General features: G+C 59.1%; 23 protein-coding genes and 2 tRNA genes. 11 read left to right on the forward strand and 14 right to left on the reverse strand.

Features of this window, described 5'->3' with window-relative positions; translation table 11 throughout:
• Positions 1-260 precede the first annotated feature (260 nt).
• Positions 261-506 (forward strand): cell division protein CrgA, encoded by a 246-nt coding sequence (locus IWX64_RS11920; RefSeq protein WP_196867346.1) that lies wholly within the window; start codon positions 261-263, stop codon positions 504-506.
• A gap of 275 nt (positions 507-781) precedes the next feature.
• On the opposite strand, the gene IWX64_RS11925 is transcribed toward IWX64_RS11920, so the two are convergent.
• Both IWX64_RS11925 and IWX64_RS11930 read right to left on the reverse strand, forming a co-directional pair.
• Entirely contained in the window at positions 782-1,651 is an 870-nt protein-coding gene (locus IWX64_RS11925; protein WP_196867347.1) for a rhomboid family intramembrane serine protease, read from the reverse strand.
• Between the two features lie 7 nt (positions 1,652-1,658).
• Positions 1,659-2,201, reverse strand: a complete 543-nt coding sequence (locus IWX64_RS11930) for a peptidylprolyl isomerase (protein WP_196867348.1) — start codon at positions 2,199-2,201, stop codon at positions 1,659-1,661.
• A 171-nt stretch (positions 2,202-2,372) separates the two neighbouring features.
• On the opposite strand from IWX64_RS11930, the gene IWX64_RS11935 reads away from it, so the two are divergent.
• Together IWX64_RS11935 and IWX64_RS11940 are read left to right on the forward strand one after the other, a co-directional pair.
• Positions 2,373-3,221, forward strand: a complete 849-nt coding sequence (locus IWX64_RS11935; RefSeq protein WP_196867349.1) for a hypothetical protein — start codon at positions 2,373-2,375, stop codon at positions 3,219-3,221.
• A gap of 104 nt (positions 3,222-3,325) precedes the next feature.
• A complete protein-coding gene (locus IWX64_RS11940) occupies positions 3,326-4,201 on the forward strand; it encodes a glycosyltransferase (protein ID WP_196867350.1) in 876 nt (291 codons plus the stop codon).
• Here IWX64_RS11940 and IWX64_RS11945 read toward each other — a convergent pair.
• The 12 genes from IWX64_RS11945 to dnaA all read right to left on the reverse strand — a co-directional run bounded on the left by IWX64_RS11945 (position 4,198) and on the right by dnaA (position 16,948).
• Complete coding sequence (locus IWX64_RS11945; RefSeq protein ID WP_196867351.1) at positions 4,198-5,100, reverse strand: DMT family transporter; 903 nt, start codon at positions 5,098-5,100, stop codon at positions 4,198-4,200. The two genes, IWX64_RS11940 and IWX64_RS11945, sit on opposite strands and share 4 nt — an antisense overlap.
• Before the next feature lie 81 nt (positions 5,101-5,181).
• A tRNA-Ala gene (locus IWX64_RS11950) sits at positions 5,182-5,254 on the reverse strand.
• Positions 5,255-5,290: 36 nt separating this feature from the next.
• Positions 5,291-5,407: a DLW-39 family protein gene (locus tag IWX64_RS17045; protein ID WP_209728048.1), complete on the reverse strand. Its 117-nt coding sequence runs from the start codon at positions 5,405-5,407 to the stop codon at positions 5,291-5,293.
• A gap of 41 nt (positions 5,408-5,448) precedes the next feature.
• Positions 5,449-5,522: transfer RNA gene (locus tag IWX64_RS11955), tRNA-Ile, on the reverse strand.
• An 86-nt stretch (positions 5,523-5,608) separates the two neighbouring features.
• Positions 5,609-6,148, reverse strand: coding sequence for a DUF3566 domain-containing protein (locus IWX64_RS11960; RefSeq protein WP_196867352.1), 540 nt, complete (start codon positions 6,146-6,148; stop codon positions 5,609-5,611).
• On the reverse strand, positions 6,145-8,766 hold the full coding sequence (gyrA, locus tag IWX64_RS11965) for a DNA gyrase subunit A (protein ID WP_196867353.1): 2,622 nt from the start codon (positions 8,764-8,766) through the stop codon (positions 6,145-6,147). Before gyrA ends, IWX64_RS11960 begins: the two co-directional genes overlap by 4 nt.
• A gap of 77 nt (positions 8,767-8,843) precedes the next feature.
• The gene (gyrB, locus tag IWX64_RS11970; protein ID WP_196867354.1) at positions 8,844-10,913 is read right to left on the reverse strand and encodes a DNA topoisomerase (ATP-hydrolyzing) subunit B; all 2,070 of its coding nucleotides are present in this window, start codon (positions 10,911-10,913) and stop codon (positions 8,844-8,846) included.
• A gap of 295 nt (positions 10,914-11,208) precedes the next feature.
• On the reverse strand, positions 11,209-11,844 hold the full coding sequence (locus IWX64_RS11975; protein ID WP_245345505.1) for a DUF721 domain-containing protein: 636 nt from the start codon (positions 11,842-11,844) through the stop codon (positions 11,209-11,211).
• Entirely contained in the window at positions 11,828-13,003 is a 1,176-nt protein-coding gene (gene recF, locus IWX64_RS11980; RefSeq protein WP_196867355.1) for a DNA replication/repair protein RecF, read from the reverse strand. Before recF ends, IWX64_RS11975 begins: the two co-directional genes overlap by 17 nt.
• 10 nt (positions 13,004-13,013) lie before the next feature.
• The gene (gene gnd / locus IWX64_RS11985; protein WP_196867356.1) at positions 13,014-13,907 is read right to left on the reverse strand and encodes a phosphogluconate dehydrogenase (NAD(+)-dependent, decarboxylating); all 894 of its coding nucleotides are present in this window, start codon (positions 13,905-13,907) and stop codon (positions 13,014-13,016) included.
• Between the two features lie 57 nt (positions 13,908-13,964).
• Positions 13,965-15,089: a DNA polymerase III subunit beta gene (dnaN, locus tag IWX64_RS11990; protein WP_196867357.1), complete on the reverse strand. Its 1,125-nt coding sequence runs from the start codon at positions 15,087-15,089 to the stop codon at positions 13,965-13,967.
• A 452-nt stretch (positions 15,090-15,541) separates the two neighbouring features.
• Positions 15,542-16,948: a chromosomal replication initiator protein DnaA gene (dnaA, locus tag IWX64_RS11995; protein WP_196867358.1), complete on the reverse strand. Its 1,407-nt coding sequence runs from the start codon at positions 16,946-16,948 to the stop codon at positions 15,542-15,544.
• A gap of 446 nt (positions 16,949-17,394) precedes the next feature.
• Between dnaA and rpmH the strand changes: the two genes are divergently transcribed.
• The 8 genes from rpmH (at position 17,395) to IWX64_RS12035 (ending at position 23,205) form a co-directional block, all read left to right on the forward strand.
• A complete protein-coding gene (rpmH, locus tag IWX64_RS12000; RefSeq protein WP_022892375.1) occupies positions 17,395-17,532 on the forward strand; it encodes a 50S ribosomal protein L34 in 138 nt (45 codons plus the stop codon).
• Between the two features lie 84 nt (positions 17,533-17,616).
• Positions 17,617-17,970: a ribonuclease P protein component gene (rnpA, locus tag IWX64_RS12005; RefSeq protein ID WP_196867359.1), complete on the forward strand. Its 354-nt coding sequence runs from the start codon at positions 17,617-17,619 to the stop codon at positions 17,968-17,970.
• Entirely contained in the window at positions 17,967-18,314 is a 348-nt protein-coding gene (gene yidD, locus IWX64_RS12010) for a membrane protein insertion efficiency factor YidD (RefSeq protein ID WP_196867360.1), read from the forward strand. Before rnpA ends, yidD begins: the two co-directional genes overlap by 4 nt.
• A 13-nt stretch (positions 18,315-18,327) precedes the next feature.
• Positions 18,328-19,290, forward strand: coding sequence for a membrane protein insertase YidC (gene yidC, locus IWX64_RS12015; RefSeq protein WP_196867361.1), 963 nt, complete (start codon positions 18,328-18,330; stop codon positions 19,288-19,290).
• Complete coding sequence (locus tag IWX64_RS12020) at positions 19,287-19,856, forward strand: Jag family protein (protein ID WP_196867362.1); 570 nt, start codon at positions 19,287-19,289, stop codon at positions 19,854-19,856. The genes yidC and IWX64_RS12020 overlap by 4 nt, the downstream gene beginning before the upstream one ends.
• A 23-nt stretch (positions 19,857-19,879) precedes the next feature.
• Positions 19,880-20,512: a 16S rRNA (guanine(527)-N(7))-methyltransferase RsmG gene (gene rsmG / locus IWX64_RS12025; RefSeq protein WP_196867363.1), complete on the forward strand. Its 633-nt coding sequence runs from the start codon at positions 19,880-19,882 to the stop codon at positions 20,510-20,512.
• Between the two features lie 122 nt (positions 20,513-20,634).
• Positions 20,635-21,732 (forward strand): ParA family protein, encoded by a 1,098-nt coding sequence (locus IWX64_RS12030; RefSeq protein WP_312883889.1) that lies wholly within the window; start codon positions 20,635-20,637, stop codon positions 21,730-21,732.
• A gap of 387 nt (positions 21,733-22,119) precedes the next feature.
• Complete coding sequence (locus tag IWX64_RS12035) at positions 22,120-23,205, forward strand: ParB/RepB/Spo0J family partition protein (RefSeq protein WP_442859054.1); 1,086 nt, start codon at positions 22,120-22,122, stop codon at positions 23,203-23,205.
• The last annotated feature ends 178 nt before the right edge of the window (positions 23,206-23,383 follow it).

Consider the following 23,383-nt stretch of genomic DNA (forward strand, 5'->3'; position numbering starts at 1 on the left):
GACTGCCAATCATTGAACTATCAAAGCGGTAAAGACCGGGGTTGTCAGCACTGACCGTGTTCGTGACGGGTACCTACCACCGACAAGCGTGGAGGGTGAGGCACCCTGCGACCGGTTCATTGGTTAGAATTAGGGTTCCACCGTGCTGATGACATTGATCCTTTTTTTCAGGATAGCTTGTGTAATCACCGACTGCCGAGCCCTTGTGAGGGTAAACACCATGGCGAAGCTGCTTTGGCTTCACCCATCTAGGAGGACCAGTGCCCGAGTCGAAGTCCCGTAAAAAGCCGACCCAGTCCAACACCCCCGCCTCCACCGAACCGAAGCCCAACCCGGTTTGGTACAAGCCAGTAATGTTTGGCCTGATGATTTTGGGCCTCCTCTGGATCATTGTCTACTACGTGTCCGAGGCTCGGTTCCCCATCCCCTCGATCGACTCGTGGAATATCCTGATTGGCTTCGGTCTGGCCATTGTTGGATTCCTGATGACCACCCGGTGGCGCTGACCCCTCCTTTCACGAAGCGCCCGCGGTTACCGTGGGAGGGGCCCCTTGGGCCACTCTCCGGGATTACCGCGGGCGCTTTTTCGTGGCTGGTCCACCCCGGAGAAGCCGGGCTCCATGCTTCGTACACATGTTGTGCACTAAGTTATCCACAGGTGTGGGTAACTTTGGGGATTTGGGGGCTCATTCCCTTAAGATCCGGGCCCATGCTTATCCACACCTGTGGAATTACATGTGTGTAAGTTATCCCCGCTGTTGATAAACCCTGTGGACAACGTTCAGCGGAGGGGAAGTTGAACCAGGGTGGCGCCGAGCAACGTCAGGGCCACCAAGATGAGGGCCAGACCTGCCAGACCGCCCCAGTGGATCAGGGCACGGTTGCTCCCCTTGGGGGCGTAGGCGATGATCGCCGCGGCGGCAGCACCGGTCAGGAGCCCCCCGAGGTGGGCCTGCCAGGAGATACCCGGTACCACGAAGCCCAGAACGCCGTTGATGGCAATCAGGACCACCAGCTGGCGCACATCACCGCCCCTCCGGCGCTGTACCACCAACATTGCGCCGAACAGGCCAAACACTGCTCCGGAGGCTCCCACCACCGACTGGAGGGGGTTCGATAGCAGCAGGACGGCGACTGAGCCGCCGAAGGCTGCCAGGAGATACAGCACCAGGAACCGGGCGCGTCCCAGCAGGGGCTCAAGGGCTTGACCCATAATCCACAGCGCGTACATGTTGAAGGCAATGTGGAGGAGGAATCCTGTGGAGTGGAGGAATGCGGCCGTCAGCATCCGCCAGGGTTCAGGGGGAATGAACTCAGAGGTATAGGCAGGCGCGTACGCCAACGCCCCGGTCAAACCGGGAATGAGATTCTGCAACAGGAACAACACTGCGCAGACGCCGATGATCGAGAAGGTGAGGATCGGTTTTCCCTGCCGGGCCAACCCTCCGAAGATGGTTCGTGGGGTGGGGGCGTTGCGTGCGCTTTCCTTCACGCAATCTACACACTGAATCCCGACGGCCGCCGGCCGCTGGCACTCCGGACACGTTGGCCTGCCACACCGCTGGCAGCGGACGTAGCTGACGCGGTCTGCGTGTCGGGGGCACACGGGGACTTCCTGTTGCGGCTGATCCGCCGGGATTCCGTATGTCATGTGGGCTTTAGAGCTGCTCTACCGTGATCGAATTGATCACAACATCCTCGAGTGGCTTGTCCCTGGAGTCGGTAGGGATCGCATTGAGCTGCTCAACGAGAGCCCGGGAGGCTTCATCGGTGACGTCGCCGAAGATGGTGTGCTTGCCCTGCAGCCACGTGGTGGGCACCGAGGTGATGAAGAACTGCGATCCGTTGGTGCCACGGCCACCCTGGATCCCCGCGTTGGCCATGGCCAGCTTGTACGGTGCCGTGAAGTCGAGGTCGGGGTTGATTTCATCGTCGAACTGGTAGCCCGGTCCGCCGATTCCCTGTCCCAGAGGGTCGCCGCCCTGGATCATGAAGTCCTTGATGACACGGTGGAAAATGGTGCCGTCGTACATCGGCTTGGTAGATTCCTCCCCGGTTTTGGGATGAGTCCAGGATTTGTCTCCCGTGGCGAGACCAGTGAAGTTCTGCACGGTCTTCGGCGCGTGATTCCCAAAAAGGTTTACCTTGATATCGCCGATGTTGGTATGGATAGTTGCCTGTGCTGTTGCAATAGCTGTCATATCCACATTCTTTCATGCACCCCCTGGTAATGAGCTGAGAATGAAGTGTTCCGCGCACAGTGAAAAATGAGCAGGAAACCGGGCAGCGAATAGCACGGCATAGCGATAACACGTAGGCTGACAGTCAACAGTCACTATCCCCGGGAGGCAGATGTGAAGAAGAACAAACGTATGACACGCGACATCGAAAAGACCGTCGCAACGAGTGCCGAAGCCGCACGGGACTGGGCAGCACCACGAGTGGACGCAGCCTACAACTGGGTGGCGCCGCGTATCGAAAAAGGCTACGGATCGGCGTCGCCTGCAATCCAGCATGGAGTGCAGCGGGCCGCTCACGGAATTTCCGATGGCATCTCGACCGTCACCCCCCGTATCCAGGACGGACTGGACAAGGTTGCCCCACGCATCTCGCACGTGGTCGACAGCACCACGCCGCACATCCAGAAGACTCTGGACCGGGCGGCTCCAGCCATCAACAATGCTCGGGACAAGGTTGTTGGCGATTACCTGCCGACCCTGTCCCACAAACTGGGTGACGCGGCGGATTCCGTCTCCCGCTCACTGTCCGGTGCAACCATCCCGGACCCAGTAAATCGTGCGGTCACCCGGGTGACCGGCGACAAAAAGGCTGTCAAGAAGGCCCAGAAAGCTGCCGCAGCGGCAGCGATGAAGGCATCCCGCGACCTGAAGAAGCGTCAGAAGAGTGGCAGCAAGGGTTGGTTGATCTTCGGCATCATTGCCGCGGCCGTCACTGCCGGCGTAGCAATCTGGCGTGCATCCAAGCCAGTCGAGGACCCTTGGAAGACTCCCGTCAAGGTTGACACCAAGCCCACCGGCGAAGCAGAGCGTGCCAAGGAGGCCAAGGATGTTGTATCAGACATCAAGGAAGCCGCCGATCGCGCAGCCGCCAAGGCAGGAGAGACTGTGGATGGCACCACCGACGCAGCCAAGTCGGCGGGGACGTCCACCACCGGGAAGATCCGGGACGCGGCTGAAGACGCAAAGGACGCCACCAAGTAGTCCATTGGTATAACACCCGAGGGAAGGGCGTCTCCACAGGAGCCGCCCTTCCCTTTTTTGTCTCCTCCGCCCCGGACAATCTCACGAGTGGTAGATTTACCGCCGTGTCCCCTCCCCAGAACGCCGTCTCGATAGTCATTCCGGCCTACAACGAGGAAAGCGTGATCAGGCAGTGCCTGATTGCGGCGATCTACCAATCCGTACCTGCTGATGAGATCCTGGTGGTCGATAACCGCTCCACCGACGGCACCAACGGTATCGTCCGCCAGATGCAACTGGAATACCCGGAAAGCCGCATCAAACTTCTTGAGTATTCGTCAGAGCAGGGTCTGATTCCCACCCGCAATTTTGGGTTCGACAATGCTGCGGGAACCATCATCGGTCGCCTTGACGCGGACTCGGTACCTGAACCCGACTGGGTGGAACAGGTTCTTGCCGGTTTCCTGGACTCCGGCGTGGCCGCAGCCACCGGCCCCGTGGTCTATTACGATATGCCAATGCGTCGCTGGGGACTGAAGGCTGACGATAGACTCCGCCAACTGGTCCTGAAACTGGCGCGCAATCAGTACCACTTTTTGTTCGGATCAAACATGGCCATTCGGCGCACGGCCTGGGAACAGATCCGCGACTCAACCTGCCGCGACCAGGCCGACGAGATGCACGAAGATATCGATCTGTCTCTCCACCTCGCCGAGCACGATTTGATGATCAGATACCTACCCACAATGATCAGCGGCATGTCAGCGCGACGGCTTGAGGACTCGCCCAAGGACTACCGCTACTACGTCACCCGCTTTGATCGCACCTACAAGGCTCACCAGATCAACAAACGGATCCTGAAGATCCCACCTCTGATCTTCATGTCCATCTACTACCCGGCAAAAATGATTCGGGCCGTGCACTCGGCGCGCAGTCCTCAGGCCGCGAAACGCGGCGGCACTCCACAGGTCCTCGCCAGCGGGTCGGCGGAGAGCCCCTAAGATCCGCCCATTGCCGGTGGCGGCACCTCTGCGGTCACGCGGGCGTTGCGGTTGGTCTGGCCCCGAACCACGATTGCCAGGCCGACAAGGATCAGAAGCAGCCCCCCGTAGGTCCCTGCTGGCAACTGTTCCCCCAGGAAGACCGCGGCGAGCAGGGCCGCCCCGGGAATCTCCAGCAGGATGATCATCGAGACCGTCAGGGGGCTCATCACCGCAAGCAGGTGGTTGAAGACCGTGTGCCCCATGAGCTGTGCCACCAGGGTGACGGCGAGAATTCCGGCCCACGCCGCCGGGGAGAATCCTGTGAGGGGTTGCCTGAAGATCAGGCATAGCGCCAGCAGGATCACTGCGCACCCTCCGTAGCACAGGGTGGTGTACGTTCCGGTCGACATGGTCCTCCGCGCGCCCGCCCCGGCCATCTGGTAGATACCGGCCAGGGCTCCTCCGGCCAGAGCCAGAAGGTCCCCGATTATCGCGTCCTGGGACAGGGTGAGGTCAAAACCCGTAATCACGACGACGCCGGCCAGCGCGACACCGAGCCCTACCATCACCTTGGTTGTGGGGCGCGACCCCTGGATCGCGTTGAACAGGGCAATCCAGGCCACCTGCAGACACACCAGCGCCGTTGCAGCGGCCACCGAGGTGAGCTTCAAGGCCGTGATGAAACAGGCAAAGTGAAGGGCCAGAGCGGTTGCCGCCACGGACAGACGAACGAAATCGGTTCGGCGGAGGGCCCTGAACTCGTGACGTTTTGAGAGCAGCGCTGGGCCGCCCATCACAATCGCGCCTATCGCGTTCCGCCAGAAGGCGATGGCCAGAGCTGGCGCCACTGTCGCCGCCATAATGGGACCTGACGCAGCCACGCCAAGGACACCCAGGACCGACAGGAAGATGATCACCCAGTAACCCTAGAGCACCTAAGAAGCATATGTTAAAAGGAAAAGGCCCCGGTCAGCAGACCAGGACCTTTTCCCCTTCGGTGGAGGCACGGGGACTCGAACCCCGAACCCCCTGCTTGCAAAGCAGGTGCGCTACCAATTGCGCCATGCCCCCGAACGATTGCTGTTACGGCAACCTCATCAGTATAGCCTAGTCAACCGTGTCGGTTGCCTTGCTCCATACTGCCTTTTCCCTCTCGGATTCCTGCCACCTTTTATAGGCGAAAGCACTGACCAGAGCTGCTGCAACTACCAACAACTTTTTCACAGTGTTCCTTCTGTCGCAGTGACCTGCGGGTGGTAGGTCCGTGGGCGTACCAGGACTTGAACCTGGGACCTCTTCGTTATCAGCGAAGCGCTCTAACCGCCTGAGCTATACGCCCCGAAGCCTGTTCGGGCCGAAATACGACTTTACAGGAGTATCTCCGCAATCATCAAATCGACCCGAAACCGGTTCGGATATGCCTGGTTAGTCGTCGGTGAGGGTGACGCCAATTCCACCCACCAGGGTGGAGGAAATGTTGTACAGGACGGCTGAAAGCATCGCCAGAGCGGTCAACAAAACCACGTTCACCACCGCAATGATGGTCGCGAAGGACACTACCTGTCCAAGTGAGGCGAACTGGCGAAGGTCAAACCCTCCGCTCTCGGTTCCCGCGATTTCGCGTAGCAGGTCATTCACGCCGTCAAAAATTCCGGTGAGGTCCAGTACCGTCCAAATGACAATCGCGGCAACCACTGTCACGATCCCCAAGGCCACCGACAGGAGGAAGGACATCTTCAGGACAGACCAGGGGTCCACCTTGCTGACCAGGAGCCTCGCCTTGCGTGCCTTGGCCTTGGGCGCCGGTTTGACCAGACCCGGACGGTTCCCGGTCGGCCGGTTGCCCGGCGCGGAATTCGACGGCTTCTGGGTGGGGCGTGCGGGAGCGTTCACCCGGGGGCCGGTGCCGGTCTGTTTGACCGATCCGCTTCCGGTTGCCCGCGGGTTTGAGTTAGGCGAACTCACTCGGTACCTCCATTATCCGGCGACTGTGCGTCTGGCTCAGCCGCTTCCTCTGACGTCAACGGTACTTCATCGATTGCGGGCCCACCGGATTCGGCCCCTTCATTCACTAGTTCCACGGTGCCTTCCTCGATGGCCAGCCCCCGTTCGCTGTTCCGCGCGACGGCGATGATCCGGTCCTTCTTGTCGGGCTTTGCAAAGATGACACCCATCGTGTCCCTCCCCTTGGCCGGGACGCCGGTGACCGCTGAACGGACCACCTTGCCTCCCCCCATGACTACGAGTACCTCATCCTCCTCCTGGACAATGAGCGCTCCCACCAGGTCGCCGCGCTCCTCGGCCAGCTTGGCCACCTTGATCCCGAGACCACCCCGACCCTGCACACGGTACTCCTCGACCTTGGTCCGCTTTGCGAAGCCGCCCTCGGTGACGATGAACACGAAGGACTCATCGGTGACCACGTTGGCGGCCAGCAGCTCGTCCTCTTCGCGGAACTTCATGCCGGTGACACCCGAGGTGGCCCGACCCATGGGTCGTAGTGCCTCGTTGGTAGCGGTGAATCGGAGCGACTGCCCCTTCCGAGACACCAGCATCATGTCATCGCTTTCGGAGACCAGCTGAGCGGAGACCAGTTCATCGCTGTCGCGCAGGTTGATGGCAATCACCCCGGCCGTGCGGTTGGTGTCATAATCTTCCAACCGGGTCTTCTTGGCGAGGCCCCGCTTGGTGGCCAGCACCAGGTAGGGGGACTGCTGGTAGTCGCGCAGATCCAGTACCTGGGCGATCGTCTCGTCCGGCTGGAACGCCAGAAGGTTCGCGACGTGCTGACCCTTCGCATCCCTCCCAGCCTCGACCAGTTCGTAGGCCTTGGCCCGGTACACCCGTCCCAGGTTCGTGAAGAAGAGCAACCAGTGGTGGGTGGTGGTGACGAAGAAGTGCTCGACCACGTCGTCGCCACGGAGTTGGGCACCCTTGATTCCCTTGCCGCCGCGAGCCTGCTGACGATAATTGTCGCTGCGGGTCCGCTTGACGTAGCCTCCCCGGGTGATGGTGACAACCATTTCCTCTTCGGGGATCAGGTCTTCCATGCTCATGTCCGAGTCGTAGCCCAGGAGAATCTCCGTGCGCCGGTCATCACCATGCTTGTCGACGATTTCCTGGAGCTCGGTGGACACAATGTCCCGTTGCAGCTCTTTGGAGGCGAGGATCTTCTGGTACTCGGTGATTTCCGCTTCGAGCTTGGCGTGCTGATCCTGGATCTTCTTTCGTTCCAGGGCGGCAAGCCGGCGAAGCTGCATATCCAGGATGGCCTGAGCCTGAATTTCATCGATTTCCAGCAGCGTGATCAACCCGTTCCGGGCATCCTCGACAGTCGATGACCTTCTGATCAGGGCGATAACATCATCGAGCGCGTCGAGTGCTTTCAGCAGGCCGCGCAGAATGTGGGCGGCCTCTTCGGCTTTCCGCAACCGATACTGGGTCCGGCGGACGATCACTTCGAGTTGGTGAGTGACCCAGTGACGGATGAAGGCGTCCAGGCTCAGGGTGCGGGGAACATCGTCAACGATGGCCAGCATGTTGGCACTGAAGTTGTCCTGCAGCTGAGTGTGCTTGTAGAGGTTGTTGAGGACTACCTTCGCGACGGCGTCGCGCTTGAGCACAACGACCAGGCGCTGGCCGGTGCGACCCGAGGTTTCATCACGCAGGTCGGCGATACCGCTGATTTTGCCGTCCTTGACGAGGTCGGCGATCTTGATGGCCAGGTTGTCGGGATTCGCCTGGTACGGCAGTTCGGTGACCACCAGGCAGGTGCGGCCCTGAATCTCCTCAACGTTCACCACTGCCCGCATGGTGATCGATCCACGGCCGGTCCGGTAGGCGTCCTCGATGCCCTTGTGGCCCAGGATCTGCGCACCGGTGGGGAAGTCCGGTCCCTTGATCCGAACCAGGAGCTCCTCGAGGAGCTCCTCCTTGGTCGCGTCGGGATTCTCGAGGTACCACTGGACACCTGAGGCAACCTCCCGCAGGTTGTGCGGCGGGATGTTCGTGGCCATACCGACGGCGATACCGGATGACCCATTGACCAGCAGGTTGGGGAACCGGGCTGGGAGGATGGTTGGTTCCTGGTTTTTCCCGTCGTAGTTGTCTTGAAAATCGACTGTTTCCTCGTCGATATCCCGCACCATTTCCATGGCCAGCGGGGCCATTTTGGTTTCGGTATACCGGGGAGCAGCCGCGCCATCGTTGCCGGGCGAGCCGAAGTTTCCCTGCCCCAGGGCAAGGGGATAGCGCATGGTCCAGTCCTGGATCAGGCGCACCAGGGCATCATAAATCGCTGTGTCGCCATGGGGGTGATACTGCCCCATGACCTCACCCACCACGCGGGCACACTTGTTGAAGGACCGGTCCGGACGGTAGCCGCCATCGAACATTGCGTAAAGAACCCTGCGGTGAACGGGCTTAAGCCCGTCCCGCACATCCGGAAGGGCACGGCCGACAATCACTGCCATCGCGTAATCCAGGTAGGACCGCTGCATTTCCGTCTGCAGGTCGACTTGCTCAACCCGATCGGCGAGGACCCGCCCTTCGAGGGGAAGGTCGGGTGTTTCTTCGTCGCTCATACGTTAGTTCCGTTCAGTTTTCTAAGTATCAAGACCGTTGGAGATGATGACGACGCTCGACCGTCGCCCCATTCCCCCTAAATATCGAGGAACCTAACGTCCTTCGCATTCTGCTGAATGAAGTTTCGCCGTGATTCCACATCTTCACCCATCAGAACCGAGAAGATCTGATCAGCGGCCGCAGCATCATCAACGGTTACCTGAAGCAACGTGCGGTTGTCCGGGTCCATGGTGGTCTCCCACAACTCGGTGTAATTCATCTCACCGAGGCCCTTGTAGCGCTGGACGCCGTTTTCCTTAGGCAGCCGCTGGTTGTTTGCCAGCCCCATCTTGATCACTTCATCCCGCTCACGGTCGCTGAAGACGTAGGAGTGGGTGGCGTTGGACCACTTGATCCGATAAAGCGGCGGCTGTGCCAGATAGACGTAGCCGTTCTCGATCAGCGGGCGCATGTAGCGGAAGAGGAGCGTCAGGAGCAGCGTGGTGATGTGCTGACCATCGACGTCGGCGTCGGCCATCAGCACAATCTTGTGATACCTGGCTTTCGCGACGTCGAAGTCCTCACCAATGCCGGCACCAAAGGCCGTAATCATCGCCTGGACCTCGCTGTTACCCAGCGCGCGATCAAGCCTCGCCCGCTCTACGTTCAGGATCTTCCCTCGCAGCGGGAGGATCGCCTGGGTATCAGGATTCCGGCCCCGCACAGCCGAGCCGCCCGCGGAGTCTCCCTCCACGATGTAGATCTCCGACTTTGAGGGGTCCTTTGACTGGCAATCCTTCAACTTGCCGGGCATGCCCCCGGATTCCAGGAGCCCCTTGCGGCGGGTGGACTCTCTAGCCTTGCGCGCGGCAAGCCGAGCCTGTGCTGCCTGAATTGACTTCCGGATCACGTCCCTGGCCGGGCCGGGATTTCGTTCCAGCCAGTCACCGAGCTGATCGGTGACAACCCGCTGAACAAAGCCCTTCGCCTCGGAGTTGCCCAGCTTGGTCTTTGTCTGGCCCTCAAACTGCGGTTCGGAAAGCTTGACAGAAATGACGGCTGTCAGACCCTCACGGATGTCGTCCCCGGTAAGGTTCTCGTCTTTTTCCTTGATGATGTTCTTGTCACGCGCATAGCGGTTGATCAACGAGGTCATGGCCGCGCGAAAACCCTCTTCGTGGGTGCCGCCTTCGTGTGTGTTGATCGTATTGGCGTAGGTGTGAACGCTTTCTGAGTAGGCGCTGGTCCACTGCATCGCTACCTCGACAGCGATCTTGCGATCGGTGTCCTCTGTCTCGAATCCGATGACGTCTTCGTGAATGACGTCGACGCGCTTTGAGGAGTTCAGGTGATTGACGTAGTCAAGCAAGCCGTTCTCATACATGTAGTCAACCTGGCGGTGCTTCGGGGTGTCCTCGCTGACGCCACCGTCCTCGGAAGACTCTGCAATTTCCTCGGTTTCCACCTCAATGACGCGCTCATCCACCAGGACAATCCGCAGTCCCTTATTGAGGAATGCCATCTGCTGAAACCGTGCCCGGAGGGTCTCGAAATCGAATTCCACCGTTTCGAAGATCGTGGCATCAGGGTAGAAGGTCTGGGTGGTGCCGGTTTCGGTAGTTTCAGCACCGCGGCGGAGCTCACCCACAGGCTTACCACCGTCGGCGAATGATTGGTTCCAGACGTATCCCTGCCGCTTGACTTCGGTTTCCACCCGCGCCGAGAGCGCGTTAACCACTGAAATACCGACTCCGTGCAGCCCGCCGGAAACAGCGTAGCCTCCGCCGCCGAACTTGCCCCCGGCGTGCAGGATGGTCATGACCACCTCAACCGTGGGGCGTCCCTCGGTGGGGTGCATATCCACGGGGATACCGCGGCCGTTGTCGATCACCCGGACGCCCCCATCCGCCAGGAGTGTCACCTTGATCGTGTCGCAATACCCGGCAAGCGCCTCATCGACCGAGTTATCCACCACCTCATTCACCAGGTGATGCAGGCCCCGGGGACCGGTGGAACCGATATACATGCCGGGGCGTTTGCGGACCGCCTCAAGGCCCTCCAGGACGCTGATATCACTTGCGTCATATCCGGTGGTCCCATTTTGGGCGCCAGCAGTATGCTGCTCAGTGCCCTGGGTCTTGGCGTCCAGCTCGTTGTCATTAGCCACAGGCGCTGTCGGCTCCTCAAAGGTAGGAATCAAGTAAGTGAATAGCTGCACTGTCTAAACCTGATGGACAGGCAACAGTTCGAAGGCATCCCCTTGGGAATGTCCACTACCCCCATTCTACCTTGCCGGGCGCGACAATACCGCACTAAACAGGCTCCTACTGGCGAATAAAGCCGGTTAGGAGCCATCAGGAGGGCGCCTACCAAGGCCGGATACCTCCCGAGGGCAATTCAAGGCCCTACACGGCGTTTATCGAACTGGCAAGAGCGGGAGTGTTGGGCATTCTGGCCCGGTCTTACCCGTAGGTGTCCCGGGGGCCCCGTCCCTTGACTGTTCGTCCACCTTTTCGCCAATTGGGAGAGGCTGGACCCAACACCGAGATGCGCGTCACGACGCCGCTTCCCAGCTCCGCGTCAAACCGCTGAATCAACATGGGGCTGATCAACCGTAGCTGGGTTGCCCAGGCCGTCGAGTCGCAGCGAACCAGTACGGTATTTCCATCAAAGCTTTCGGGGCGGCAATGGAGCGCTATTTCCTGTCCCACCAGCTCATCCCAGCGGGCAAGCACCGAGCCGACCGCCACCGGAGATTTCCAGCCCCGCTCACTCAACAATCTATTGAAGACATTTCCCAGGCCCTCCGGATCGCGCCCCGTGTAGGTTACCGACCCGGTATGCCGGCGCTTGGGCGGCGCCGAATCACGGCGTCCCTCCGGCACCCGGGTATTTCCGCGTCCTTTCGACGCGTCACGCACCCGATTCAGCAGGGACTGCGGAGCATCGAACGAGGATTCCTCGGCCAGGGGTGGAGACTTGGTGTGATCGTGGACGCCCGTTGCGGCGCCGGCAGCTGGAGCATCTGAAACCGGGGTACTCAGAGGCGGGGAGTTGCCCGCTGGGTTATCGGGAGTTGGGTTAGTCTTTTCCATCATCGGCCAACCCTCCCGGGACTACCCGGAACTGCTGTCCTGCCAGCGAATCCGGGATGTCGTCCCCCACCGCTGCGGTGACCAACACTTGTTCTGCCCCGCCAACGATCGTCGCAAGTTTCTTCCTGCGGCTTGCATCCAGTTCAGCAAAGACGTCGTCGAGAATGAGTACAGGTGTCCCTCCGGGAGTGTGATCATCTTCGATCAGCAGGTAATAGGATCCCAGCCGTAAAGACAACGCCATCGACCAGGTCTCCCCGTGGGAGGCATAGCCTTTTGCAATGGTGCCGCCGAGGATCAGCTCGATGTCATCGCGATGCGGGCCGACCAGCGAGATCCCCCGGTCCAGTTCCTTCTTTCGGTGGGCCAGGAGTTCAGCGATAAATTTCACTGTCAGCTCACTCACGCTCATCCGGTTGAGGGAGTCGTCCTCGGCGGGTTGTTCCTCACCGGCTGGACCCGCCAGGGTCGAACGGTAAGTCGCCATTGCCGCCTTGGACCCATCGGTGAGCTGCTGATAGGCATGTTGCAGATGGGGCTGCAACTGCCTGAGGACCTCGAGTCTGGCGTGCAGCAATTTGGCACCGGTATCGGCGAGATGCTGATCCCAGACATCGAGGGTTGTTTCATGGGAGGTGGTAAATCTACCGGTGGTGCGCGCGGATTTGAGGAGCGCATTTCGCTGTTTGAGAACCCTCTCGTAGTCGGCGCCGAGGCCAGCCCGATGCGGAAGCAGCGTCACCATCAGGTCATCCAGGAAACGACGGCGATTGGAAGGGTCCCCCTTGACCAGGGCCAAATCCTCCGGCGCAAAGAGCACAGTGCGCAGAATCCCGGCCGCGTTGCTGGCCCTGACTGGGTTCGCCCGGTTTATCCGGGCACGGTTGGCCCGCTCGGCATTGATTTCCACCTCGACACTGGTGGTCTGGGTTCCTCTGACGAGCCTGCCGCGAATCAGGGCCCGCTCCGCGTCGAAAGCGATCAGCGGCTTGTCGGTGCTGACACGGTGGGAGGAGAGGGAAGCAAGGTAACCGATCGCTTCGACGATGTTGGTCTTGCCCACCCCGTTTGGGCCCACGAAAACTGTTGTTCCGGTTTCAAGGGGGACCTCTACCTGGCTATAGCTGCGAAAATCCGTCAGGGACAGGTGCTGAACGTACACAATGCTCCACTCACGCGGATTCGCTGGGTGCCCGAACCGGGTGCCCACCGAACTGATTACGCAATGCCGCGACCATTTTCATAGCTGGTGCATCGTCCTGGCGCGAAGAGAACCGGGCGAACAGGGCAGCCGTGATTGCTGGTACCGGGACCTCACTTGCTATTGCTTCCTCAACAGTCCATCTGCCTTCGCCTGAATCCTCAACGTATCCGGCGACTTTGCTCAGCGCCGGGTCTTCCTCGAGCGACTTCACCAGGAGGTCCAGTAGCCAGGATCTAACCACGGTGCCGTGCTGCCAGGCCTGGAAAGTACCATGAACGTCCTTGATGATGTCTTTGGCTGCCAGAAGTTCATACCCCTCAGCGTAGGACTGCATCAATCCGTATTCGATACCGTTGTGGACCATCTTGGCGTAGTGCCCTGCCCCCACGTCTCCGACATGGACAAAACTCTCTTCTCGCTGGCCATCGGGACGTAGTGCATCAAAGACGGGAAGTACCCGCTCGACGTCAGCCTGTGAGCCCCCCACCATCAGGCCATAGCCGTTGTCCAGACCCCAGATTCCTCCGGAAACTCCGCAATCAATGAAAGCGACGTCCCGGTTCTCAAGCACGCCAGCATTTGCCTGATCTTCCGTAAATCGTGAGTTTCCACCGTCTATCACCAGATCGCCGGCGTCCAGGAGGTTGCCAAGTTCTGCAATGACCGAGCGGGTCGGTGCACCAGACGGCACCATCACCCAGACCACACGCGGCGCCGGGAGGCTGGAAACCAACGCCTCGAGTGACACCACGTCTGTTACTTCCGGGTTCCGGTCGTACCCGGTTACGGTCAGGCCCTTACGGCGGAGCCTTTCGCGCATGTTGAAACCCATTTTGCCGAGTCCGATGAGGCCAATGTGCATTGCTGCTTCGCTTCCTGGGGCGGTGAGGGAATCCGGGGGAATGACCCCCGAGGGTGCTTACTGGTTAGCCATACGTACGGGCATCAGCAGGTACCTGTAGTCAGTACGGTCCTCACCGGTGGCATCTTCCTGGGCCGAAATAACTACTGGTTTTGGTGGCGTGGTAAAGGAAAAACGTACGAACTTGCTGTTGAAAGCGCCAAGACCCTCACTCAGATAGTGCGGGTTGAACGCCACAGTGATGTCATCCCCGTCCAGAGTCGCCTCGATCGCTTCAGAGGCCTGCGCGTCTTCGCCGGTACCAGCATCGAGGGTTACCTGACCCGCGCTGAAGGCCATTCGAACGGCGGTATTCCGCTCGGCCACCAAGGAAACACGGCGAACCGCTTCGACAAGCACACTCGTTTCAACCGTCGCGTGAATCGGGGTGTTCTCCGGAAAAAGAGCACGGATCTTTGGATAATCGCCGTCGACAAGCAGCGAAGTTGTCCTCCGACCACCACTTTCGAAGCCGATCAGTTCCCGGTCGTTAGATAACGCGATGCTGAGGTCTCCTGAGCTGCCGAGAGTCTTGGCCACCTCGTTGAGTGTTTTTGCTTTGACAAGTGCGCTGGTGGAAATGCCCGGATTTCTGGGCTTCCAGGTTACTTCGCGGAGGGCGAGGCGGTACCGGTCGGTAGCCAGCAAGGTGATGAGATCGTCCTCGATCTCCATCCTTACTCCGGTCAGGATAGGAAGGGTATCGTCGCGGCTTGCAGCGATAATCACCTGGGAGACGGCTTGTGCGAAAGCATCTCCGTCGACCACGCCACTGATCTCGGGTGGTGTTGGCAATTCCGGATACTCGCCTTCGGGCATTGTCGCGAGATTGAACCTGCTGTTGCGGCAAGTCAACGTGACCTTGGTGCCTTCGGTTTCCACTTCAACCGGTGCAGAAGGCAGGCTTCGGCAGATGTCGGCCAGGAGACGGCCTGAGACCAGAATGGTCCCCTCCTCGGCAATATCTGCAGGAATTTCAAGACGAGCAGAGATCTCATAGTCGAAGCTGGCAAGGCTGAGTGAACCGTTAGAGGCCTTAATCAGCAGTCCAGAAAGTACCGGAACGGGCGGGCGAGGGGACAGGGAGCGCGCTGTCCAGGTCACGGCCTCAGCCAGTACATCCCGTTCAACTCTGAATTTCACTGAAGGGTGCCGCCTTTCTCTTTCGTGGTCATTGCGAAGTTGCTGAGCCAGCGGGTGTGAAGGAATTTGCCGCAGGGCAAGGAACAACATTAGTTACAGAAAGCTTAGCCTGACTGCGCGAACCGCCCCGCGACCTGTTTTTGGGGTTCGGCGTGGGGCATGGACCGTGGAGCAGCAGGGAAAATGTTATTTGGAAGAACTCTTGGATTTAAGGTTCGTAGTGGTAGTAACCCCTGTTGAAACTGTGGATAACCTCCGCTGAGCGGCCAGGCGTTGATGGGAGCCTGTTGAGAACCTGTGCATATAAGTTACGGACGCTTGGTGTGGGGTGTGGGCAAATTCCTTGAATTTCCGCGGATCCACAGCTCTGAGGAAGTTGTCCTCATTTTTAAGCGGGTTGTTCGACCGGTTATCCACAGTTCTATCCACACCTGTTAATACCAGCGCTGTAGTTATGCGTCTTTCCGGCGATGTTTGATCCGGTTGGTGAGTTCCGTGACCTGGTTGAAGATGGCGCGACGCTCTGCCATGAGCTCTCGAATCTTCCGGTCGGCGTGGATGACGGTGGTGTGGTCGCGGCCGCCGAGCTCTTGTCCGATCTTGGGAAGAGACATATCGGTCAGTTCCCTGCAGAGATACATGGCAATCTGCCGTGCCGTGACGAGTGTGCGTGTTCTCGATTTACTGCACAGCTCCTCCATGCTGATCTGGAAGTAGTCAGCCGTCTGCGCCATGATGACTGCCGAAGTAATTTCCTGGGCGCCGTCGTCGGTGATTAGATCTTTCAAAACCACCTCGGCCAGGGTGACATCCACTGGTTGACGGTTCAGGCTGGCGAAGGCAGTAACCCGGATCAGTGCGCCCTCGAGTTCGCGGATATTGGTGGAGATCTTGGAAGCGATGTACTCGAGGACATCGTCAGGGGCACTCATCCCCTCACTGATCGCCTTTTTCCTCAGGATGGCGATCCTGGTTTCGAGTTCGGGGGGCTGGATGTCTGTGAGTAGGCCCCACTCGAACCGTGATCGCATTCGGTCCTCGAACCCGGAGAGTTGCTTGGGTGGAAGGTCGGAAGTGATGACCACCTGCTTGTTGTGGTTGTGGAGCGCATTGAAGGTATGGAAGAACTCCTCCTGTGTACGGTCCTTTCCGGACAGGAACTGGATGTCATCAATGAGCAGGATGTCGACGTTGCGGTAGGTCTGCTTGAAACTTGTTCCTTCATCGTCACGGATGGAGTTGATGAAATCGTTGGTGAACTCTTCGGAATTCACGTACCGGACACGAATGCCGGTGTATAGGTGCCGGGCATAATGACCAATTGCATGGAGCAGGTGGGTCTTTCCCAGCCCGGAATCCCCATAGATAAACAGTGGGTTGTAGGCCTTGGCTGGTGCCTCGGCTACGGCGACCGCGGCAGCATGGGCGAAACGGTTCGAGGAACCGATGACGAAGGTGTCGAAGATGTACTTCGGATTGAGGCGCCCGAATTCGTGGGAATTGCTTGGAAGGGTGGGTGCTGGCTTGGTTTCTTCCCGAATAGGTTCGCTCACCATTGCCGGCTCGGAATCCTCCACCTCGACGGGGGTCAGCTCGGGATCGATGACGAAAGCACATTGCAGATCTTCCCGAAACACTGCCCGGAGAGCCTCGTCGAGTGCAGCCTTAAGGTGGGTCTGCAGAACCTCACGCGTCAGCTCATTGGGAACAGCAACTAACAGGGTGGTCCCGATTAGCCCTTGCGCCTGGGCTAACACCACGAAGCCGCGCTGTCGCGGGGTTACCCGTTCATCGTGTTCCAGGGTGCGGATGACCTTGCGCCAAGAACTCCCTACGTCATTTATCTCGTCCGGGCCCACAAATACCTCTCACCATGTCCATCGAAAAAATGGCCATCATCCACAGGGTTATGCACAGATAGTGGATAAATGGCTCTTGGGCAAGACTAGAGGATGGGTAGTGCAGAAGATAGCTGGTCTCCGGGCCTTCAGAGCGTCCTTCACGTGAGCCCCCGGTGGGGGTTTCGGGCCCTTGTAGGTAGAGTTGTCCACAGATTGTGCATAAAGAAACACCACAGGGTCACCTTGCGGGAGCCGAGCCACCCAGTTTGACTGGTGTGGTCGCGGTCGCCTAACGTTATGTAGTCCTATATGTCTGCATTTTGCATGCCTGCACACCGGTTCCCTGAGCCGACATGCGCGGCCCCTGCTCCACCCGCAGACAACACACATCGAAACGCCAGTCTGTTCTTCCCCCTTGTAGCAATGGACTGGACGCATCCTCAGATTGTCTTGGAGTAAATACAGTGAGCAAGCGGACCTTTCAGCCGAATAACCGCCGCCGGGCTAAGAAGCACGGCTTTCGCCTTCGGATGCGCACCCGCGCTGGCCGAGCCATCCTTTCAGCACGCCGTGGCAAAGGCCGCACCGAGCTGTCGGCATAAGCTGCCATAGCTAGTTTGACGAAGACGCGGGTCTGTTCAGCGGCGCAACACGTCCTAGCAACCCAGTTGTTCCGGAGTCTCTAAATGTTGGCTCGTATCAACAGGGTCCGGACAGCAACCGACTTCACCCATACCGTACGTTCCGGCTCCCGATCTGGGCGCCGGAACTTGGTGTTATACGCGGTAACCACGCCTGAGACGGATCCCAGTAGGTTCGGGTTCATCGTCTCAAAGGCCGTGGGGAACGCAGTGACACGAAACCTCGTTAAGAGGAGACTAAGACAAATGGCGGCGTCAGCCATCTCTCGGCATCCCAGTGGACTGGCCGTAGTGGTCCGCGCGTTGCCGCCTGCCGCTGATGCAACCTGGAGTCAGCTCGCCAGCGACTTCGACCGGGCATTCAACTCAGCGTCCAGCAGGAAGAGAGGCAGCACATGAGCACTGCCGACTCTCCTGTTTCCCAGTTTCGTGACCTCCCGGCCAACTCCGTGATCGGACTTCTGAAGCTGTATCGAACGGTCATCTCCCCTTTGTATGGACCTGTCTGCAGATTCTTCCCTTCCTGCTCGGCCTATGCCCTGGAAGCTGTCACTGTGCATGGTGCCATCAAGGGCAGCGGTCTGGCTGTGCGACGGATTTGCCGATGCCACCCCTGGAATGACGGCGGCGTGGATCATGTTCCCGCTGGCGGACGGACGTTTCCCGCGGGCAAAGTACCCCAAATTGTTGTGCTGAATCATCCTGTGATTCCCGCTGATGACGAAAGCCGCTCGGCGGCCTGAGGAGCAAATAGCTATGGATTTCTTCGGTACCATCCTTTTCCCGTTCCAGTGGTTGGTGTCATGGATCATGACGTTCTTCCACGACGGGTTCACCTTCCTGGGGATGGACGGGGCGTCCGGCTGGACCTGGACTCTCTCGATCGTCGGCCTCGTGGTGGTGATCCGTGCGGCCTTGATCCCGGTATTTGTCAAGCAGATCAAAGCCCAGCGAGGGATGCAGGCGCTGCAGCCTGACCTGCGGAAGCTGCAGAAAAAGTACAAGGGCAAAACCGATCAGCTTTCGCGCCAGGCTATGACCCAGGAGCAGATGGCGCTGTACAAGAAGCACGGCACCAACCCGTTCGCGGCCTGCCTGCCCATCCTGATTCAGATGCCGTTCTTCTTTGCCCTCTTCACTGTGCTCAATGGTGTTTCCCGGGCATCCGAGACCGGTGAGACTATCGGTGCAATGACCACGCAGGAGGTCCGTCAGTTCGACGACGCGACCATTTTTGGGGCGCCGCTGTCCTCTACCTTCCTGGGGAGCTTCGGCGAGAACGCGAACGTCAGCGTGATTATTCTGTCTGTGATCATGATTCTGGCGATGACGGCGTCTCAGTTCATCACTCAGAAGCAGATCATGGCCAAGAACATGTCGGAGGAGGCTATGCAGAGCCCCTTCATGCGGCAGCAGAAGCTGATGCTCTATATCCTCCCGCTGGTCTTCGGTATCGGCGGCATCAACTTCCCCATTGGCGTTCTGATCTACTGGACCACGACGAACATCTGGACGATGGCCCAGCAGTTCTACGTGATTCGCCGCATGCCTACTCCTGGTTCGCCAGCAGCAAAGGCGCTGGCCGAGCGTCGCGCGAAGAAGGGTCTCCCAGTGATGCCCCTACTCGGCGAGAAGAAATCCGAGCCAGTCGTCGAAGAGGTTATCGAGACCAAAGGTCAGCGCACCCAGCCGCAGCGTAAGAACAGGAAGAAAAAATGACAGCAGAGAATGTTCCCGCAGCTGGCGCCGAGGAATCGATCGATAGTGCAGCACAGGACCCGGCACAGGACGGCGAGTCCTCGGCGACAGTGAGTCGTCTCGAGGATGAGGGCGATGTCGCAGCCGACTACCTGGAGGAGCTCCTCGACATCGCTGATATCGATGGGGACATCGATATTGAGGTCAGGAACGGACGCACCTACATTTCGATTGTGTCCGAGGACCCTTCGAGCGGGTCTTTGAATGGGTTGGTGGGTCAGGATGGTGAAGTGCTTGAGGCGCTGCAGGAGCTAGCCCGGCTGTCCGTCCTCACCTCGACTGACAACCGGTCCCGCCTCGTATTGGACATCGGTGGCTTCCGTGAGGTTCGGGGTAAGGAACTCAGAGATATCGCTGCCGATGCGGTGAAGAAGACCAAGGAAACCGGCGACGAGGTCGCGCTCGAGCCCATGTCAGCTTACGAGCGGAAAATTGTGCATGATGTGGTGGCCGAACTCGGGTCCATCAGTGAGTCGGAGGGTGAGGGCTCCGGCCGGCACATCGTCGTCTCGCCTGCGGACTCCTGACGGTTTGGAGTGGATATCTAGTTATGGCTGAGATTAGCGAGTCCGACCTCAGGGCCGCCCACACACTCTTCGGGACCCGATTCGACTTGGCGGAACACTATGTTGAGCACCTTGCAACAAGTGGAATTGAACGGGGACTCCTGGGTCCCAGGGAAGTACCACGATTGTGGAGCCGGCATGTGCTCAACTGCGCGGTTACAGCAGAGTTGTTCCCCTCTGAAGCTACGGTTGCCGACGTCGGCAGTGGCGCCGGACTGCCGGGCATCGCCCTTGCGATCGCGCGCCCGGACTTATCGTTGACTCTTATTGAGCCGCTTGAACGCCGCGTGATTTGGCTTCGTGAGGTAATCACTGACCTGGAGTTGCCCAACGTGGAGGTGTTTAGGGGGCGCGCGGAGGAGGCTGTCGGTACGGTGAAGGCAACAGTGGTCACCGCACGGGCGGTGTCCGCACTCGGTGGGCTGGCAGCGATGACCATTCCGATTCTCGAGGGGAAGGGCGAGCTCCTGGCCATCAAAGGTCAAAGTGCGCCCGATGAAGTGGCTAAGTCACGCAAGCTCATCCGTAAACTTGGGGGCAGGGAAGTCTCCGTGCAACAGGTTGGAGCCGAACTTCTTGAACAGCCGACCACTGTTGTACGGATCCTGGTCGGGTAGTCCTGCGCTCCCTCCCGCGAATCTTCCGAAGCACAGGCTATCCGAGGGCTGGTTAGCCGTCACCCACCGGCTACTCTAGAAGTAGGACCGGACCCCGGCATGGTGAAAGTGAGTTATCCCGCGTGACCCCGAAAGACGCTACCAAGCGGCCGCAACCGCTCATTGCTGACGGATTTGCTCTTGCTGAAGGCCAGAGCAATATTCAACCGGAAGCGGTTGTTGATCCGTTGAAAGCCCATGATGTTTCACGTGAAACAGATGCAGAGACCGCGGCCGTTCAGAAGAATGGGACCGAACGCTCAGGTTCGTCAAATGCACCACAAAGGAACATCATGGATGCGATAGACGACAGCACACCGTTGGCCAGGGAACTGGCCAACGAGAACCGACGCCGGGAAAAGTTGAGTGGAAGGAACCTGCCGCGACCACGGGCCACCAGGGTATTTACGGTCAGCAACCAAAAGGGTGGAGTCGGAAAGACGACGACGACGGTCAATATTGCTGCTGCCCTAGCCGCTGCAGGGCTGAACGTGCTGGTCATTGACATTGACCCGCAAGGCAACGCATCCACCGCACTCGGCGTCCCGCACCATGCTGAAGTTGATAGCATCTACGACGTACTGATAGATGACCTTCCGCTGGGACAAGTGGTGGCCCAGTGTCCCGACGTTTCGAACCTCCTGTGTGCCCCCGCCACGATCCACCTGGCCGGCGCAGAGATCGAGCTGGTGTCACTGGTAGCCAGGGAACAGAGACTCCGTCGGGCAATTGACGTCTATGCGCGGGAGCGTGCGGAGCAGGGCGAGGAACGTCTCGACTACATCTTTATCGATTGTCCACCCAGTCTGGGCCTACTCACCGTCAATGCGTTTGTTGCCGCTCAAGAGGTTCTCATCCCAATTCAGTGCGAGTATTACGCGCTGGAAGGGCTGAGTCAGCTGTTGAAGAATATCGAAATGATCCAGAAGCACCTCAATGCGGAGCTTGTGGTCTCGACCATTCTTCTGACTATGTATGACGGCAGAACAAATCTTGCCGCTCAGGTAGCATCAGAGGTTCGGGAACACTTCCCTAAACAGGTCCTCAAAGCGGTAGTCCCACGTTCGGTGAGGATCTCGGAAGCGCCCAGCTACCAACAGACAGTCATGACCTATGACCCCTCGTCCAGCGGAGCACTCTCCTATCTTGAAGCTGCGTCTGAAATCGCTGAACGCGGCTAGTACTCCTCGCCCATAACAGCGATTAACGGCAGTATCATCAGATCAATAAACATACTCTGCAGATTGATTCTGCGCATCTGAAGGGACCGGCTCATGGTTGAGAAGCGACGCGGATTAGGCCGAGGCCTCGGGGCGCTCATTCCTAGCGCTCCTGCAAGTGAACCCGTTGAGACATCGGAATCCCCCACTCCCCGGAGTGGGCGACCAGCCGACATGTTCTTCCCTGCGGCGCCCGAACGAGGTGCCAGGGCCGAGGATCGCGATACCTCCGGTGGAACCACAGCCCGGACAGGCTCCGGGATCAACAAAGAAGCGCTGAGAGCCCCCACACGTGAGAAGAAGCGCGGCTCTTCAAAGAGGACCGACGCCACCGCGGGCCGTGACAAGATGGCCGGGAAGCCTCTGACCGCAAGCAAGGACGGGGGCGCTTCAGCTACAGCAGAGCGCTTGGAGCCTGAGCACAATTTCAAGAACGATGAAGTCGCGCCGGTCTCCGATTCCCGTCTCCCCGACGAGAATGCGGCTGCGGCTGCGGCTGAGGATACCGTCGGAGACGAGACGGCAGATACCGAACCTGCTGCAGATGTGAGCCCTACCGAGAACGAGGTTTCACGTGAAACAGCGGCATCGGTAAGCGCCCCGGATCTGATGACTGTGCCGGGGGCGACCTTCGCCGAGATCCAGATCGATCTCATCCATGCAAACCGGAAGCAGCCTCGAAGCGTCTTCGACGAAGACGAGATGGCCGAGTTGGTTAACTCCATCCGTGAAATCGGCGTCCTGCAGCCCATTGTTGTCCGTCCTTCCACGGAAGGTGGGGACCAGCCATACGAATTGGTGATGGGCGAAAGGCGGTGGCGAGCGACTCGAGAAGCTGGATTGGCGGCTGTCCCCGCGATCATCCGATCGACCACGGACGATGATCTTCTGAGGGATGCCCTCCTGGAGAACTTACATCGAAGTCAACTGAATCCGCTTGAGGAAGCGGCGGCCTATCAACAGTTGCTGGATGACTTCGGCTGTTCTCATGACGAGTTGGCAGAACGTATAGGAAGATCTCGACCTCAGATTTCTAACACCTTGCGGCTGATGAAACTTCCGCCCCTCGTCCAGCGTCGACTCGCGGCTGGCATTATCTCGGCGGGTCACGCCAGGGCCTTGCTGGGCCTAAGTGATCAGGTGGAGATGGAGAAGCTGGCACAGAAGATCGTGGCGGAAGGGCTTTCGGTACGCACCACCGAGGAATTGGTGTCGATGAATGATGGCCTCAGGAGACCAGTTAAGCCATCCAGTCCACGCGCTGGCGCTCGGCATGAACGCCTGGACTACCTCGCAACCAGGCTGTCCGACCGATTGGACACCAATGTGAAGATCACCCTTGGGGCACGCAAGGGTAAGGTCAGCATTGAGTTCGCCAGTGTCGATGATCTGAACCGAATCATGGGCGTCCTGGGAACCAACCAGACTTCATAGTAGTTGGCGACGTTTCACGTGAAACAGTCTCATTATGGGTTTCAGCTGGAATCCGCTCGTCACCTCCAGGCATAGGAGATATGTTCACTAGGTCGAACGGCTGAAGCGACTCGCGTGCGCGGTAGCTCGACCAGCAGTACCAGCCGCATTTTGCTCGTCCATCCCGATCCCGTTGCCT

The organism is Arthrobacter sp. CAN_A212, from assembly GCF_015752345.1.
In the GTDB taxonomy this organism is placed as follows: Bacteria; Actinomycetota; Actinomycetes; order Actinomycetales; family Micrococcaceae; genus Arthrobacter_D.

Bases quoted from the DNA above. Each gene is read 5' to 3' on its own strand.
- rsmG (WP_196867363.1), top strand. From the start codon at position 19,880: ATGGCTGAGATTAGCGAGTCCGACCTCAGGGCCGCCCACACACTCTTC.
- IWX64_RS11925 (WP_196867347.1), bottom strand. From the start codon at position 1,651: ATGACATACGGAATCCCGGCGGATCAGCCGCAACAGGAAGTCCCCGTG.
- IWX64_RS12020 (WP_196867362.1), top strand. From the start codon at position 19,287: ATGACAGCAGAGAATGTTCCCGCAGCTGGCGCCGAGGAATCGATCGAT.
- yidD (WP_196867360.1), top strand. From the start codon at position 17,967: ATGAGCACTGCCGACTCTCCTGTTTCCCAGTTTCGTGACCTCCCGGCC.
- IWX64_RS12035 (WP_442859054.1), top strand. From the start codon at position 22,120: ATGGCCGGGAAGCCTCTGACCGCAAGCAAGGACGGGGGCGCTTCAGCT.
- rnpA (WP_196867359.1), top strand. From the start codon at position 17,617: ATGTTGGCTCGTATCAACAGGGTCCGGACAGCAACCGACTTCACCCAT.
- IWX64_RS11935 (WP_196867349.1), top strand. From the start codon at position 2,373: ATGACACGCGACATCGAAAAGACCGTCGCAACGAGTGCCGAAGCCGCA.
- yidC (WP_196867361.1), top strand. From the start codon at position 18,328: ATGGATTTCTTCGGTACCATCCTTTTCCCGTTCCAGTGGTTGGTGTCA.
- IWX64_RS11930 (WP_196867348.1), bottom strand. From the start codon at position 2,201: ATGACAGCTATTGCAACAGCACAGGCAACTATCCATACCAACATCGGC.
- gyrA (WP_196867353.1), bottom strand. From the start codon at position 8,766: ATGAGCGACGAAGAAACACCCGACCTTCCCCTCGAAGGGCGGGTCCTC.
- IWX64_RS11975 (WP_245345505.1), bottom strand. From the start codon at position 11,844: ATGATGGAAAAGACTAACCCAACTCCCGATAACCCAGCGGGCAACTCC.
- gnd (WP_196867356.1), bottom strand. From the start codon at position 13,907: ATGCACATTGGCCTCATCGGACTCGGCAAAATGGGTTTCAACATGCGC.